Raw genomic sequence first — 15,206 nt, 5'->3', positions numbered from 1 at the left:
GCGCCTGGGGCGCCGGGCCGAAGAAAGGGGGAAGTGAAATCAAGTATTTCCCACTTTCGCGTCGCTGGCGTTGAACTTCAGCGCCGCGACCAGACCGAAACCGACCGCGAAAATGCCCAGCACGGCCAGGTTCGAGGAGATGGTCCGCAACGTGGCGTGTTCGAGGGTGACCTTCCTCAGCCCTTCGAGCGCCCAGTAGGGCGGCATGAAGTGCGCGATTCCCTGGGACCAGCCGGGGAGCGTGCTGGCCGGGGTCAGCGCGCCGCCGAGACCGGACATGATCATGCCGGCCAGGCTGCCGATCGTCAGCGCCTGGTCCATGGTGGAGAACACCGCCACCAGCATGGCGCCGAACGAGACGAGCACCAGGACGAGCAGGAGCACCAGCAGGGCGAGCCCGACGAGGGAGCCGTTGGCGTGGAACCCGAAGATCACGTAGCCGAGCCCGAACAGGACCGCCATCTGCACCAGGTAGCACAGGTAGAGCGGGGCGAGCTTGCCGACGAGCAGGTCGGCGGTCGACGCGGAGCTGGCGCGGAGCCGGTCCCAGGTGCCCCAGGCGTGCTCGCGGAAGAACAGCGTCCCGATCATCGTGATGCCGAAGAACGCGAACAGGACCGCCATGCCGGGGATGACGTACTCGGCGCCGGTGGCGTCCTTGAACCCGCGCAGTTGCAGGGCGGCGCGGGCGCTGGGGATGAGGAAGGCGCCCAGCAGCAGCGGCATCACGATGGTCGTGACGATGGGTGCCGGGTCGGTGAGGACCAGTTTGAGGCCCGATCGGGCGATCACTAGGCTACGCCGCGACAACATCGAGCGCCTCCTTCTGGGGGAAGCCGCCGGTGATGGCGACGTAGGCGGATTCCAGGCTGGCCCGCTGCAGGTCGATGCCGTTCAGCCGGTTGGCGTCGGGTCCGAGCTCCGCGAGCACCTGCGCGATCGCCGGTCCGGGGTTGGCCGCGGCGAGTGTGGAGACCAGCGTCTGGCCCTCCGACTGCCAGGCCGGCGAGGGGGCGGCCGGGGCCTCGCCCTCGAACCGCAGCAGCACCGACGAGGTGGCGTATCGCTGCACCAGCTCGTCGATGGTGCCGCCGGCCACGATCCGGCCCTCGTGCAGGACGGCGATGTCGGCGCCGAGCTGTTCGAGCTCGGTCAGGTAGTGGGTGGTGTAGACGATGGCGCTGCCGGAGGCGGCCAGCTCGCGCACGACCTCCAGGATGCCCGTCCTGGACTGGACGTCGGCGCCGACGGTCGGCTCGTCGAGGAAGAGCACGTCCGGGCGGTGCACGATCGCCATCCCGGTGTGCAGCCGGCGCTTCTGCCCGCCGGAGAGCACCTCGGCCTTGGTGCCGAGCCGGTCGTGCAGCCCGAGCAGGTGGGCGACCTCCTCCACCCTGGCCTGTGCGGCCTGGCCCTTCAGCCCCGCGAGCTGGGCGAAGAGCGAGATGTTGGCCGCGACGGTGAGGGTCGGGTAGATCCCGAGCTCCTGCGGCGCGATGCCCATGTGGGTCTGGGCCTGTCCCGGGTGGCGCGCCACGTCGATCCCGGCGACCTTGACGGTGCCGCCGTCGGCCGATCTGAGCCCCGCGGCGATCGACACCAGCGTCGTCTTCCCCGCGCCGTTCGCCCCCAGCAGGCCGAGTACCTGCCCCGGCAGTACGGTGAGATCGACGCCGCGCAGCACGCCCTTGTCACCATAACGCTTCTCGAGTCCTGTGATCTCAAGCAACTCATTCACCTCCGTGTCAAACAGGGCAAGCATATTTTTCCGAGTGGAGCTCGCCTTCCCCTAGGCAGCCCTTATTCTGTGAGAGAAAATCCCGGTAAACGTCAAGAGCCGTGATGGGCCACTCCTCGCATGATGGCCCTTGACGCGGTGGGGCACGGTACGGAGAGCAGGAGATCACTTGGCCGCTGAGCCGATTCCTCACAAACTGCCATTTCGAGGATAATTGGGCCGACCGGAACCGGGAAACCCCAGCCGGACCCCTATTGAATGCACCGTGAAACTACCGGTTACCTTTCCGGAAATCGCTCTGTACGTTTGTTTCATGTTCACCACGACGCTCGGCCGGCGACCGGCCACGGTACGGGAGGCACTGGCCTCCGGCCGGCCCACCTACTCGTTCGAGTTCTTCCCGCCGAAGGACGACGCCGCTCTGGAGCGGCTCTGGGCGTGCGTACGGCAGATCGAGGCCGTGCGCCCCAGTTTCGTCTCCATCACCTACGGGGCCGGCGGGTCGACGCGCGACCGCACGGTCGAGCTGGTCGCGGCCATCGCCGGGATGGCCACCCTGACGCCGGTGGCCCACCTCACCACGGTCGGCCACTCGGTCCAGGAGCTGCGGCTGATCCTGGACCGCTACCGGGAGGCGGGCATCCGGGACGTGCTCGCACTGCGCGGCGACCCGCCGGGCGACCCTCGGGCGGAGTGGGTCAAGCACCCCGACGGCGTCGCCTACGCCGAGGACCTGGTCCACCTGATCCGCGACCGCGGCGACTTCACCGTCGGCGTCGCCGCGTTCCCGGAGAAGCACCCCCGCTCCCCCGACTGGGAGAGCGAGATCCGCTACTTCGTGGCCAAATGCCGGGCGGGCGCGGACTACGCGATCACCCAGATGTTCTTCGACGTGGACGACTACCTGCGCCTTCGCGACCGGGTCGCCGCCGCCGGCTGCGACGTGAAGATCATCCCCGAGATCATGCCGGTGACCAACGCCGCCCAGATCGAGCGGTTCGCGATCCTCAGCAACGCCACCCTCCCCGAGGCCCTGATGGCCCGCGTCCGGGCGGCCGCCCACGACCCCGCCGCGATGCGCGACCTCGGGATCGACCACGCCACCCGGATGGGCGAGCGCCTCCTCGCCGAAGGCGCCCCCGGGCTGCACTTCATCACCCTGAACCGGGCGCCGGTCGTCCTGGACATCTACCGGAACCTGGGGCTGCCGGAAGGGCCCGCCCCCCTGGACGTACCCGTTGCCCGCGGGTAGCCGCGCGGGCGGTGTCGCCGGCTCGAAGGAGCCCGTCGTCCGGGCCGGTGACACGCCCACGGGCTCAGGCGATGACGGAGTTGGTGAGCTCGACACTGGCCGGCAGGTCGGCTCTGCGGGTGATGTTGAGCTTGCGGTAGCTGTGCGTGAGGTGCTGCTCGACGGTGCTCACGGTGACGTAGAGCTTGCTGGCGATCTCACGGTTGGTGTAGCCGACGGCGGCCAGCGCGGCGACGCGGCGCTCGGCCTCGCTGAGTATCGCCGTCACCTCCTGCCCCTCCACGGCCTTACCGTGAGCCTCCTCGACCGCCGTCCCCCGCGACAGCGCCCTGATCAGCGAGTTCGCCTCGCACTCCTGGGCGACGGCGCTCGCCCTGCGGCCGATCATCCCGGCCCGCCGGTACTCCCCGAGCGCGTGGTAGGCCTCGGTGAGGTCGAAGAGCGCCCTGGCCAGCTCGTAGCGGTCGCTGCCCGACGACTGCAGCAGGTCGGCGGCCTTCCGCAGCAGCATGGGGCGGTGCCGCAGCTCGCTCGTGGCGGCCAGGAGCCGCATGGCGATGCCGTGGACGCGCGGCGCGTTCGAGCCGCACCTGGCGAGCTGCTCGTCGATCAGCTTGCGGGCCTGGCCCGGCCTGCCCATGCGCAGGCAGACCTCGGCCGCGTCGGTGCGCCAGGGGATGAGCCCCGGCACGTCGAGCTCCCACTGTTCCATGAGCCGTCCGCAGAGCTCGAAGTCGCTCAGGGCCGGCCGCAGGTGGTCGGTGGCCAGGCTGTAGCGGCCGCGAGCGTGCAGGTAGTGCAGGCCGTACCTGGTCTGGAACATGGCGTCGGGGACCGGCTGGTCCAGGTAGTCGTTGACGTCGGCGAACTTGCCCATCGCCGTGGCCGCGAGCACCAGTGTGCTCAGCGGGCCGCCCACGGCCACGCCCCAGCTGGTGTGCGGCATGATCTCCAGGGCGAGCCGCGCGTGCCGCTCGGCGCCGGGCATGTCGCCCTGGCGGATGGCGATCTCGGCGCGGACCGCGGCGAGCCTGGCCTGCCGGCTGGGCGCGCGGCGCGTGACGGCCTCCTCGATGAACAGATCGCACCACGGCGCCGCGGTGTCGGCCGAGCCGCCGTAGGTGAGCGCGAGCACCGCGCTCTCCACGGTGTCGAGCGAGGTCTCGTCCAGCTTGGAGCTGCGCAGGATCCGCTCGACCGCGGACATCAGGTCCTCGTCGGGACCGCGGGTGAGCACGGTCGCCAGCGCGGACGCGGCCTCCCTGCGCCGGTTGGCCGACACCGAGGAGATCGTCACCCTGCCGTGGTCGCCCTTCGTGCGGCGCAGATGCGCCAGGAAGGACGGGTAGGCCGAGCGCAGCCAGGAGCGGGTGGCGAGCAGCTCGGCCAGCGCCTCCTGGTCCAGATCGGTGCCGGAGTCGCCGACGTGGTCGAGCACCTCCTGCGCGTCGTCGAACCTGCCGTGCCACAGCAGCGCCTTGGCCAGCACCACGGCGCCGTAGCCGCGCAGGATGCCACGGTGCATCGCGTCGGTCAGCTCGGGGAAGTGGCCGGTGGACGCGCTGGGGTTGATGCGCCATTCCGCGCGCACCAGCGCCGTAGTGATCTTGACGCGCTGCTGCTCGTCGGTGCAGGCGCGCCAGGCGAGCTTCAGATAGGCGACGGCCGGCTCGACGAGTCCCTCGCGCAGCGCCTGCCTGGCCGCGGACTCCAGGACGGGGACGACCCAGGGCGCGGTCGTCTGCCCGGCGTGCAGCAGGTATTCGGCGACCACGGCCGCGGGGGCGCCGCCGTTGTGGGCCAGTTCGGCCGCCCGGTGGAACAGCTCGGCGCGCTGCTCGGGCGCGATCTCGGCCAGTACGGCGACGCGGGCGGTCTCGTGGCGGAACCCCTCGCGGGTGAGCAGCCCGGTGACGGTCAGGGCGTGAACGGCCTGGGCCACCTCTCCCGGGCTGAGGTCCAGCAGCCGGTCGAGGGCGGCCCGCTCGCCCAGCACCGCGAGACCTCTGGCCACGTGGAGCATCCGCGGACCGGCCCTGTGCAGGCAGGACAGGACGGCCTGGCCGTACCTGTCGCCGACGACCACGCTCGCCGGGGGCTCCCCCGCCGCCCTCTCCGCGTCCTCGTGGTCCTCGGTGAGCGCCACCACCAGCAGCGGGTTGCCGCCGCTGAGCAGGAACCACTCGGCGGCGAAGCGGTCGGCGCTCTCGCGCCCGAGCCGCTCGGCGGCCAGCTCCAGCACGCCGCTCCTGGACAGCAGGGGAAGCTGGATCCTGCGGCAGTGCGGCTGGCGCAGCAGCTCGGTCTGGAAGGAGGTCTCGGCGTAGCGCCCGTGATCGGCGTGGCCGAACAGCGCGACCACCCTGGCGAAACGCACCCGCCTGCACAGGTAGGCCAGGCAGATCAGGGACGCCCTGTCGGCGTGCTGCACGTCGTCCACGACGATCAGCAGCGGGTAGCGCTCGGACAGCTCCAGCAGCACCGTGCAGAGCGTGTGCACGATCTGCGCGTCCATGTGCTCCAGCGTCTCCTCGTGCCGCTCCGACGACATCGCCGCGGCGGCGCCCTCGTGCAGCAGGTCCAGCGCGCGCTCGCGTTCCTCCGCCGGGAGCGGCGCGTCGTGGATGAGCTGGCTCAGCACCCCGAGCGGCAGATCGCGTTCCGCCCTGGACCCGGTCGCGGTGATGGCCAGCGCGCCCAGGTCGATGGCCTTCTCGGTCAGGGTGAGCAGCAGTTCGCTCTTGCCGGTGGCGACGGTGCCGCTGACCAGCGCCACCCTCCCCCGGCCGTTGGCGGCGTCGGCGAGCAGCCCCTCAAGGGAGGCCAGTGCCTCGTCACGTTCGAACAGTCCCATTTTCAGCCTCCCTTGAGTCTGGTTGGTTTCTCTCACGAGAACCGCAATGTCCGGCCGGACGGGGTACGGAGGTCCGGGAGTTCGCGTCTCACCGGTCTCGGTCTTCTGATGTCGATTCTGATTCGTCGCATGACGCCCCCTGACGCTCACGATCGCCTCTGATGAAGGGGACGCTAGACCGTCGTGGTTTCTGGTCGTTATCGAGCCGCTATCGGCACGGGCGGCCGCACGATCTCCTTCTCGTCGACCCCCCGGATGACCGCCGAGCGGACCGCGGCGAACGCGGCGGCCTCGACGTCGGCGTCGATGCCGACACCCCAGAGCAGCCGGCCGCGCACCCGGCACTCGGCGTAGACCGTCACCTTCTCGGCGGGGTCGGCGAAGCCGACCCGGTGCACGACGCGCACGTCGATCCCCCAGGGGGCCAGCGTCGCCGCCATGCTCTGCATGGAGTCGGCGCGACGGCCGCCGACGTCGAACCTGAGCCCGTCGATGTAGAGCTCGACCGTCACCGGCTCCCTGTCCATGGCCATCGGCATCGTCAGGCAGGGCTCGGAGAGGTACTCCCTGTCGAACAGTTCCCTGACCCGCCCCGGTGTGATCTCTCCGCCGGCCGCGTCGGCGTCCGCCTGGACCGCCCTGGCGAACTCCACCTGCAGCGGGCGCGGCAGGTGCAGACCGTGCCAGGCGTCCATGACGTAGGCCACGCCGCCCTTGCCCGACTGGCTGTTGATCCGCACGATCGCCTCGTAGGTCCTGCCCACGTCCTCGGGGTCGAGCGGCAGGTACGGCATGGCCCACGGCAGGTCGCGCACCTCCGCCCCGCTCAGCCGGGCCTCGCGCTCCAGGGTGTCGAACCCCTTCTTGATGGCGTCCTGGTGGGAGCCGGAGAAGGCGGTGTAGACGAGGTCGCCGCCGTAGGGGTGGCGCGGGTGCACGGGGATCTCGTTGCAGTACTCCACCGTGCGCCTGATCGTGTTGATGTCGGAGAAGTCGATGCCGGGGTCGACGCCCTGGGTCAGCAGGTTCAGGCCGAGGGTGACGAGGTCGACGTTGCCCGCCCGCTCGCCGTTGCCGAACAGGCATCCCTCGATGCGCTCGGCCCCGGCCAGCATCGCCAGCTCGGCGGTGGCCACGCCCGTTCCCCTGTCGTTGTGCGGGTGGATCGACAGGCACACGTGCTCACGCCTGGTCAGGTTCCTGTCCAGCCACTCGATCTGGTCGGCGAACACGTTGGGCATGGAGCGTTCGACCGTGGTGGGGAAGTTGAGGATGATGCCGCGCCCGGGACCGGGCTCCCAGACGTCCATGACCGCCTCGCAGACCTCCAGGGAGAAGTCGAGCTCGGTGTCGTTGAACAGCTCGGGTGAGTACTGGTAGCCGAAGTCACAGGCGCCGAGCGTCTTCTCCGCGTACTTCATCAGCAGCCGGGTGGCCTGCACGGCCATGTCCTTGCACTCGTCCCTGGTCATGCCGAAGACCATCCGCCGGAACATCGGGGAGGTCGCGTTGTAGATGTGGACGGTGGCGCGGGCCGCGCCCTCCAGGCTTTCGACCGTACGGTGGATCAGCTCGTCGCGCGCCTGGGTCAGCACCGAGATCCGCACGTCGTCGGGGATCAGGTCCCTCTCGATGAGCAGGCGCAGGAAGTCGTGGTCGTCCTGGCTGGCGACGGGGAAGCCGACCTCGATCTCCTTGTAGCCCATGCCCACCAGCAGGTCGAACATCGCCAGCTTGCGCTCGGGGTTCATCGGGTTGACCAGTGACTGGTTCCCGTCGCGCAGGTCGGTGGAGAGCCAGCGGGGCGCGGTGGTGACCGTGTTGCCCGGCCAGGTCCGGTCGGGGAGGCTGACCGGCTGGGACGCCGTGTAGCGGTCGGAAGGTCGTCGGGTCGTCTTCATCATGCTCTCCCTCAACTACCGGTGCCGAAATAGGTCGAATAGGAATGAGGAGCGATCAGGACCTGGACTTTGCACACATCCGTCTCGTCCTGCATTCTGAACATGACCGATATCCCGGGGTATGCGGCGATGACGCCGAGTCCGACGAAATACTGGTCGCTGTCGAACACGATGCGGTAGAGCCCGCGGTCCAGGCCCAGACCGGCCCACTCGCTGATGCGGCCGTCCGCGTCGGTCTCCGCGCTGGCGAGTGGCAGCCAGCAACCGTCCATCGCGTGTTCCAGGCTCGCCCGGAGACCGGATGCCGATCGTCCGTAAACCCCGTCCAACGCCTCCGCGGTGATGCTCATCTCCGGTACACCCATCTGCTACGCCCGTCGCGACGGACTCCTGCCAACACATCCGGGACCAACGGCAGGTGCTCGCCGCACAGGGCGCTCCACATCACGGCTTCCCATCCACACGTATCGGCCTGCGCCCAGAGTCGCCCAGACCGCTATCGGTCCGCCTTCCACCCACTATCGCGAGCTCAAGCGGGAGGGGGGCGTACCGTACGGGCGCCGCTCACCGACCGGGGAAGGACCCGGCTCCGCGTCAGGGGGCGGGCTCTCCGGCGTGCATCCGCTCGGCGAGCCGGGCGCGCATGCGCTGGGCCACCACGGTGTCGATCTTCTGGGTCACCGCGAGCGCCCTGGCGAGCGCCTCGTGCGCCTCGGCGGTGTTCCCCAGGGCCGCGTGCGCGTCACCGAGCAGGCTGAGAGCGCGCGCCTCGTCGAGCGGAACGCTCATCGTGCCGAACAGGGCCAGGGCCTGCTCGAAGCAGGCCACGGCCTCGGCCGGGTTCTTCTCGGCCAGGGCCAGCTCGGCCAGGCCGGCCAGGACCCGGCCCTTGGCGAGCCGCTCGCTGGAGGTGTTGGCCAGCAGCAGCGCGTGCCGCAGCGTGCCGCCCGCCTCGGCGAGCTCGCCGAGGGACAGCCTGGCCAGGCCCATGCTGTGCAGGATGTAGGCCTCCCCCGTGGGGTCGCCGACCTCCTGGACGGCGGTCAGCGCCTCGGCGAGCACCTCCACGGCCAGACGCGGTTCCTCCCCCTGCAGGTGGGCCTGGCCCAGGCGGTACAGCACCTGGCCCTCCAGCCTTCTCCCCACGCCGCCCCTGACCAGCTCCATGGCCTCGGACAGCAGCCGCCTGGCGTCCTCGGGGTCGTCGCATTCCAGCCTGGCCTGCGCCAGGTTGTGCAGCACGTAGATCGTCGTGCTCGGCGACCCCGAGCCGCGCGACAGCTCCAGCGCCCGCTCGAAGTGCGCGGCCGCGGCCTCGAACCTGCCCGTCACCAGGTCCAGGTGCCCCCTGTTGGCCATCACCGAGCCGAGGCCCCGCTCGTCGCCGATCTCCGTGAACAGCCTGATCGCGGTCTCGAAGTCGTGACGCGCGTCGTCGAAGCGCTGCTCGGCGCTGGCGAGCGAGCCCGCCGAGTAGAGCATGACCGCCTGGCCCCGCCTGTCCCCTGCCTGGCGGGCCGCGGCCAGCGCGATCCTCTGCGTCTCCCGCCAGTCGTCGAAGTAGACCCGCGACTGGAAGAAGGTCGCCGCGCCGATGGCCAGGCTCCAGCAGATCTCCACGAGACCCGCCTGTGCCGCCTGCCTGATGCCGGAGACGAGGATCGAGCGCTCGCGTTCGAACCAGACGAGCGGCACCGCGACCAGCCGGTCGACCAGCGCCTTCGGCAGCGACCACGTGGCGGTGGCGCCGGGGACCATCATGCGGTCCTCGTACTCGCGGCGGCAGGCGGCCTCCACCAGGGAGAGCAGCCCGCCGAGAACCCTGGACAGCGCCGCGCCGCGCTCGGCGGCCGGCTCCTCGGCCGCCAGGCGCTCCCTGGCGAAGACCCTGATGAGGTCGTGGAAGCGGTACTGGGTGTGCGTCCCGCGCCCGGTGCCCGTCGTCTCGATGAGCTGGGCGTCGGCCAGGTCGTCCAGCAGGTCCTGGCCCTCGCTGATCGGCCGGTCCAGGAGTGCCGCGCCGAGCCAGGCGGAGAAGATCTGCGAGTCCAGGATCGCCAGCCTGCGGAACAGGCATCTGGCCCGCTCGCTGACGCTCTCGTAGGTCAGCGAGATGCTGGCCCTGATGCCCATCTCGCCGTGCTTGAGCTCGTCCAGCCTGCGGGTCTCGTCCTCCAGCCGTTCCACGAGCTGCCCGACGCTCCAGTGCGGCCGGGCGGAGAGCCGCGCGCCCGCGATGCGGAGCGCCAGCGGGAGCTGGCCGCAGAGCTCGGCCAGCGCCACCGCGGCCTCCGGCTCCGACTGCACGCGCTCGACGCCGGCGATGCGGGAGAGCAGGCTGAGCGACTGCGCCGAGTCGAAGATGTCCACGTCGATGTGGATCGCGCCGGGCAGTCCGGCGAGCCGGCTGCGGCTGCTGATGATCACGGCGGAGTCCGAGCTGCCGGGAAGGAGGGGCAGGACCTGGCCCTCGGCGCCCACGTCGTCCAGCACGATCAGCATTTTGCGGTCGGCGAGCAGGGCGCGGTACATCTCCGCCCGCTCCTCCAGGCCGTCGGGCAGCGCGGTGCCGGTGATCCCCAGGGCGCGCAGGAACCGTTCGAGCACCTGCATCGGGCTGACCGGTCGGGAGGCGCCGGCGTGCAGGTCGGCGAAGAGCTGGCCGTCGGGATAGTGCTCGGCGACGCGGTGCGACACGTGGACGGCGATGGTGCTCTTCCCGATCCCGGGCTTGCCGACGAGCGCGACGATCGGCACCGCGAACCCCGAGCGGACCCCGGCGGCGGCTATCAACCGTTCCAGGATCTCGTCGACCTGCTTCGTCCGCCCGGTGAAGTCGGCGATGTCGGTGGGCAGCAGGCGGGGCACGACGGCCTGGGGTTCGGGGGTGAGCAGGACCGACGCGACCGGCAGGTCCAGGCTCGGATCCGAGGTGAGAATCGCGTGTTCGAGCTGCTGGAGCCGCTCGTTGGGCTCGATCCCCAACTCCTCGATCATGGTCTGCCTGGCCCGCCGGTACGCCCGCAGTGCCTCCGCCTGCCGGCCCGAGCGGTACAGCGCGAGCATGAGCTGACCGCGCAGGCGTTCACGGAGCGGATGCTCCCCCACCAGCGCGGTGAGCTCACCGACCAGCTCGTGATGGCGGCCGAGGTCCAGCTCCAGCTTGATGCAGTCCTCGTTCGCCGAGATCCGGTCCTCGTCCAGCCTGCTCGCCGCCGACTGCACGAGCCTGCTCTCCATGCCCTCCAGCGCCGGGCCGCGCCACAGGGCGAGCGCCTCGCGGTAGCGCGCGATGGCCTCGTCGGTCCTGTGCTCCTTACGAGCCTGTTTCGCCTGCAGGACGAGGCTCTCGAAGCGACGGGAGTCGAACCGGCCGTCGGGGACGTGGACGGCGTACGCCTGGGACTGGGTGGAGATGATGTCGGGGCTGCCGTGGGCGGCGAACAGACGCCGCAGCGCGGAGATGCAGATCTGGATCTGGGCTCGGGAGGTCATCGGCGGCTCGTCGCCGTAGATCGCCTCCATGAGTCTGCCAATGGTGACAGACCGGCCCGCCTCCAGCAGAAGCACGGCGAGCACGGTCTGTTGCCTGGTTCCCCCGAGGTCCAGCCTTCGGCCGTCTAAAACGACCTCCAGAGAACCCAGAATGCAAAATTCCACTCGCATGCCCCGTTGATGCCAGCGTTGTCCCCAAAGGCTTTTGTAACTTTCGTGGGAATACTACTTCCTCGTCCGTATTCCTGCCACCGCTGGAAACCGGCCTTCTTCCCGGACGCCATATGAAGGGCGACCGGGGATCGCGGGTCAGGGCCAGGTGTTGCAGCAGAGCATCTGAGCGGGGGCGGGCTTGGCGAGATTCGTGGCGGAGTCCACGCTCGCGGAGGCTCCGGTGCCGAAGGCGGGAACGACGATCGCGGTGGTGACGACCACAATGGCGGCGAATCTGGCGAGGCGGCTGTCCAGGTGCTTCTTCATTTTCTGACCTCAGTTCCTTGGTGGTTGACCAGCTGCGGTTCTTGTTGTGTTCACCATAGGAATAGGCGCCATTCCCTCGTTATCGGATCGCTTCTGCGATGGCATCGCACAGGTCAGAGGCGGTGGACATTCCCTCCGGGCTCCGGCAGAGCGGGCACGCAGGCCACCAGCCGCCTGGTGTAGGGATGGCGGGGAGAGCCGAGCACCGCCGCCGTGTCCCCCCGCTCCACGACGCGCCCGCGTTCGAGCACCACCGTGTCCTCGCACAGGGAGGCCGTCACGGTGAGGTCGTGCGAGACCATCACCACCGTCAGCCCCCGGCTCTCCCGCAGCTCGGCCAGCAGGTCGATGAGGCGCACCTTGGTGGCGACGTCCAGCGCGCTGACCGGCTCGTCGGCCAGCAGGACCCGGGGGCCGCAGACGATCGCCCTGGCGATGGCGACGCGCTGGCGCTGGCCGCCGGAGAACTCGTGCGGATAACGGCGCGCGGCCTCCTCCGGCAGCCCGACCGAGCGCAGCGCCTCGGCCACCCTGCGCGCCAGCTCCGGGCGGTCGCCCGCGGGGACCAGGCCGAGCGAGCGCAACGGCTCGGCGACGATCCTGTCCACCCGCTGCCGGGGGTCGAGGGAGGAGTAGGGGTCCTGGAACACGGGCTGGACCGCGCGCCGCAGCGCCCGCTCGCGCCCGGGCAGCCCCTCCCCGTCCAGGAGCACCTGCCCGGCGGCAGGCCGCAGCAGGCCGAGCAGCAGTCGCACCAGTGTGGTCTTGCCCGACCCCGACTCGCCGACCAGGGCCAGGTTCCGCCCCGCCTCGACGGAGAAGGAGACGTCGGTGAGCACGGCGGGCCCGCCCCTGTAGGTGAAGTCCACTCCGCGGACCTCCAGCACCCGCGGGCCGCTCATCGCGCGATCCCGCCCAGGGCGTCGTGCAGCCGCCTGGTGCCTTCCACCAGCTCGCGGGTGTGGGGATGGGACGGCGCGTGCACGATGTCCCCGACGGTCCCCGACTCGACGGCCCGGCCGTCCTGGAGCACCAGGAGCCTGCCGGTGACGCCCGCCACCACCCCGAGGTCGTGGCCGATGAACAGCAGGCCCATCCCCGAGGCGCCGACCAGGGTGTCCAGCAGCGCCAGCACCTCCGCCTGGGTCGTGGTGTCCAGGGCCGTGGTGGGCTCGTCGGCGATCAGCAGCGCCGGCTCGCAGGCCAGTGCCATGGCGATGGCGACCCGCTGGCGCTGGCCGCCGGAGATCTCGTGCGGGTAGGCCAGGGCGACGCGTTCGGGATCGGCCAGCCGTACCTCGGCCAGCGCGTCGACAACCGCGTGGCGCAGGGCCGCACCGCGCAGCCGCCGCCTGCGCCGCAGTGGTTCGGCGACCTGCGCGCCGGCCCGTTTCAGCGGGTCGAGCGCGGTGAGCGGCTCCTGGAAGATCACGGCCGCCGCCCGGCCGCGCAGCCTGTTCAGCCGCCTCTCGGGCGCCCCCACCACCTGGACGCCGTCCAGGACGACGCTGCCGGACACCTTCATCCCGGGGGGCGGCAGGCCGATGATCGCCAGCGCGGTCAGCGACTTGCCGGAGCCGGACTCGCCGATCAGGCCGAGCCGGTCCCCCTCTCCCAGCGAGAAGGACAGGCCGTCGATCAGGGCCCGGCCGTCCGCGGCGCGCACGCGCAGTCCGTCGACCTCCAGCAGGGTCATCGCGGTCCTTTCCTCAGGGTCGGGTCGGCGGTCTCCCGCACGCCGTCGGCGATCAGGTTCGTGCCGATCACGAGCATGGCCAGGAGCACGCCGGGCGCGATGACACCGGTGGGCGCGGTGAACACCGTCGCCTGGGCCTCCTGCAGCATGCGCCCCCAGGAGGCGTTCGGGGGCGGCGCGCCCAGGCCGAGATAGGACAGGCTCGCCTCGGCGAGCACGGCCAGGCCCATCTGCAACGCCAGGTTGACCGAGAGCGTGGGCCAGATGTTGGGCAGGACGTGCCCGGTCACGATCCTGGGCCAGGAGGTGCCCGAGGTGCGCGAGGCCGTGATGTAGTCCTGCGCCAGGACCTGTTTGACCAGCACCCTGGTCAGCCGCGCGACGACGGCCGACATGGCGAGGCCGATCGCCAGGATGGCCGTGAGCAGGGACGCCTCTCTGGCCGCGACCATGAGCATGGCCATGAGCAGGGTGGGAAAGGCGATGAGGATGTCGAGGAGGACGGCCAGGACGTCGTCCAGCCAGTGGGCGGCGAATCCGGCGAGCAGCCCGCCGGCCAGGCCGAGCAGGGCGCCGATCACGACCGCCCCCGTCCCCGCCGTGAGCGCGACGCGGGCGCCCAGCATCAGCTGGGTGAGCAGATCCCTGCCGAGCCTGTCGGTGCCGAGCGGGTGGAGGGGCCCCGGAGGCGTCAGCCGCCCGCCCGAGGTGTCGGCCGGGTCGTAGGGCGTCCAGAACAGCGACAGCAGAGCCGTCGCGGCGATCACCGCGATCAGGACGCAGCCGACGGCGAGCGTGCGGGAGCGGCGCCGGGCACTCATTCGGGCCCCCCGGTCGCGGTACGGCGCAGCCGGGGGTCGATGAGCCGCTGGACGACGTCGGCCAGGAAACCGATCAGCAGCACGGTGAAGGTGCTCAGCACCAGGATTCCCTGGATCACCGGGTAGTCGTGCTGGGCGAACGCCTTGACCAGCATGCTGCCGAGCCCCGGCAGGGCGAACACGTTCTCCACGACGACGGCGCCGAGGAAGGTCGTGGCCAGTTCGATGCCGAGGATCGACACCACGGGCACGGCGGCGTTGCGCAGGCCGTGCCGCCAGATCGCACCGGCGAACGACGAGCCCAGCGCCCTGGCCGTCCGCAGGTAGTCGCTGCCCAGGACGTCCAGGGCGGCCGAGTGGACGTAGCGGATCAGCGAGGCGGACATGACGAGGGAGACGGTGAGCACGGGCAGCACCAGCGAGGTGAGCGCGGCCGCGGGGTCGGCCCAGTCGTCCGCGGGGAACCCGCCCGCCGGCAGCAGCCGCAGGTGCAGCGCGAACACGGTGATCAGCAGCATCCCGACCCAGAAGACGGGTACGGCCAGGCCGAACTGGGACACCCCGCCGAGCAGCGAGCCGTACCAGGTCCCGCGGCGGTGGGCCGTGACGAACCCCGCGGGCACCGAGATCAGGACCGCCAGCAGGAAGGCCAGGATCGTCAGCGGCGCCGTGACGACCAGGCGCCCGGCGATCTCGGGGCCCACGGGCAGCGAGCTGATGAAGGACCTGCCGAGGTCGAGTGTGGCCATCCTGCCGATCCAGGAGGCGAACTGCTCGGGCAGCGGGAGGTCCGAGCCGATCTCATGCCGGGCGGCGGCCACCTGCTCGGGAGTGGCCCCCACCGACAGCAGGGAGTTGGCGGGATCGCCGGGCAGCAGTCTGAGCAGCAGGAACAGTACCGAGCTCGCGAGAAGGAGCGAGATGACCAGGAGCAGCGTCCGGCGCAGGAGGTAGGCGGTCACCGGACCT

12 protein-coding genes are annotated in these 15,206 nt (G+C 70.8%); 1 reads left to right on the top strand and 11 read right to left on the bottom strand.

Annotated elements, in window-relative coordinates; all coding sequences use genetic code 11:
* Positions 1 to 39: 39 nt before the first annotated feature.
* Together J2853_RS04610 and J2853_RS04605 are read right to left on the bottom strand one after the other, a co-directional pair.
* On the bottom strand, positions 40 to 813 hold the full coding sequence (locus J2853_RS04610) for an ABC transporter permease (protein ID WP_307555291.1): 774 nt from the start codon (positions 811 to 813) through the stop codon (positions 40 to 42).
* Positions 797 to 1,729 carry an ABC transporter ATP-binding protein gene (locus J2853_RS04605; protein ID WP_307555288.1) on the bottom strand — a complete coding sequence of 311 codons (933 nt, stop codon included), beginning with the start codon at positions 1,727 to 1,729 and terminating at the stop codon, positions 797 to 799. The genes J2853_RS04610 and J2853_RS04605 overlap by 17 nt, the downstream gene beginning before the upstream one ends.
* Positions 1,730 to 2,051: 322 nt before the next feature.
* Here J2853_RS04605 and metF point away from each other — a divergent pair, with 322 nt between their 5' ends.
* Positions 2,052 to 2,990 (top strand): methylenetetrahydrofolate reductase [NAD(P)H], encoded by a 939-nt coding sequence (metF, locus tag J2853_RS04600; RefSeq protein ID WP_307555286.1) that lies wholly within the window; start codon positions 2,052 to 2,054, stop codon positions 2,988 to 2,990.
* 64 nt (positions 2,991 to 3,054) lie between these two features.
* On the opposite strand, the gene J2853_RS04595 is transcribed toward metF, so the two are convergent.
* From J2853_RS04595 to J2853_RS04555, 9 genes are all read right to left on the bottom strand, one after another.
* Entirely contained in the window at positions 3,055 to 5,844 is a 2,790-nt protein-coding gene (locus J2853_RS04595; RefSeq protein ID WP_307555284.1) for a helix-turn-helix transcriptional regulator, read from the bottom strand.
* A 197-nt stretch (positions 5,845 to 6,041) separates the two neighbouring features.
* On the bottom strand, positions 6,042 to 7,745 hold the full coding sequence (leuA, locus tag J2853_RS04590) for a 2-isopropylmalate synthase (protein WP_307555283.1): 1,704 nt from the start codon (positions 7,743 to 7,745) through the stop codon (positions 6,042 to 6,044).
* 11 nt (positions 7,746 to 7,756) lie between these two features.
* A complete protein-coding gene (locus tag J2853_RS04585; protein ID WP_307555281.1) occupies positions 7,757 to 8,095 on the bottom strand; it encodes a hydroxyisourate hydrolase in 339 nt (112 codons plus the stop codon).
* A 244-nt stretch (positions 8,096 to 8,339) separates the two neighbouring features.
* Entirely contained in the window at positions 8,340 to 11,324 is a 2,985-nt protein-coding gene (locus J2853_RS04580; RefSeq protein ID WP_307555279.1) for an AfsR/SARP family transcriptional regulator, read from the bottom strand.
* Between the two features lie 225 nt (positions 11,325 to 11,549).
* Complete coding sequence (locus J2853_RS04575; protein ID WP_307555278.1) at positions 11,550 to 11,720, bottom strand: hypothetical protein; 171 nt, start codon at positions 11,718 to 11,720, stop codon at positions 11,550 to 11,552.
* 113 nt (positions 11,721 to 11,833) lie between these two features.
* Positions 11,834 to 12,622, bottom strand: a complete 789-nt coding sequence (locus J2853_RS04570; protein ID WP_307555277.1) for an ABC transporter ATP-binding protein — start codon at positions 12,620 to 12,622, stop codon at positions 11,834 to 11,836.
* Positions 12,619 to 13,416: an ATP-binding cassette domain-containing protein gene (locus J2853_RS04565; protein WP_307555275.1), complete on the bottom strand. Its 798-nt coding sequence runs from the start codon at positions 13,414 to 13,416 to the stop codon at positions 12,619 to 12,621. The genes J2853_RS04570 and J2853_RS04565 overlap by 4 nt, the downstream gene beginning before the upstream one ends.
* The gene (locus J2853_RS04560) at positions 13,413 to 14,237 is read right to left on the bottom strand and encodes an ABC transporter permease (protein ID WP_307555273.1); all 825 of its coding nucleotides are present in this window, start codon (positions 14,235 to 14,237) and stop codon (positions 13,413 to 13,415) included. The genes J2853_RS04565 and J2853_RS04560 overlap by 4 nt, the downstream gene beginning before the upstream one ends.
* Entirely contained in the window at positions 14,234 to 15,199 is a 966-nt protein-coding gene (locus tag J2853_RS04555) for an ABC transporter permease (RefSeq protein ID WP_307555271.1), read from the bottom strand. Before J2853_RS04555 ends, J2853_RS04560 begins: the two co-directional genes overlap by 4 nt.
* Positions 15,200 to 15,206 lie beyond the last annotated feature (7 nt).

The sequence above is a fragment of the Streptosporangium lutulentum genome, assembly GCF_030811455.1.
In the GTDB taxonomy this organism is placed as follows: domain Bacteria; phylum Actinomycetota; class Actinomycetes; order Streptosporangiales; family Streptosporangiaceae; genus Streptosporangium; species Streptosporangium lutulentum.
The sequence above is the reverse complement of the archived record's forward strand: the minus strand, read 5'-3'. Positions and strand labels throughout refer to the sequence as shown.

Excerpts from the sequence above, each read along its gene's own strand:
- J2853_RS04570 (WP_307555277.1), bottom strand. The coding sequence starts at position 12,622 with ATGAGCGGCCCGCGGGTGCTGGAGGTCCGCGGAGTGGACTTCACCTAC.
- J2853_RS04560 (WP_307555273.1), bottom strand. The coding sequence starts at position 14,237 with ATGAGTGCCCGGCGCCGCTCCCGCACGCTCGCCGTCGGCTGCGTCCTG.
- leuA (WP_307555283.1), bottom strand. The coding sequence starts at position 7,745 with ATGAAGACGACCCGACGACCTTCCGACCGCTACACGGCGTCCCAGCCG.
- J2853_RS04585 (WP_307555281.1), bottom strand. The coding sequence starts at position 8,095 with ATGAGCATCACCGCGGAGGCGTTGGACGGGGTTTACGGACGATCGGCA.
- J2853_RS04575 (WP_307555278.1), bottom strand. The coding sequence starts at position 11,720 with ATGAAGAAGCACCTGGACAGCCGCCTCGCCAGATTCGCCGCCATTGTG.
- J2853_RS04595 (WP_307555284.1), bottom strand. The coding sequence starts at position 5,844 with ATGGGACTGTTCGAACGTGACGAGGCACTGGCCTCCCTTGAGGGGCTG.
- metF (WP_307555286.1), top strand. The coding sequence starts at position 2,052 with ATGTTCACCACGACGCTCGGCCGGCGACCGGCCACGGTACGGGAGGCA.
- J2853_RS04610 (WP_307555291.1), bottom strand. The coding sequence starts at position 813 with ATGTTGTCGCGGCGTAGCCTAGTGATCGCCCGATCGGGCCTCAAACTG.
- J2853_RS04565 (WP_307555275.1), bottom strand. The coding sequence starts at position 13,416 with ATGACCCTGCTGGAGGTCGACGGACTGCGCGTGCGCGCCGCGGACGGC.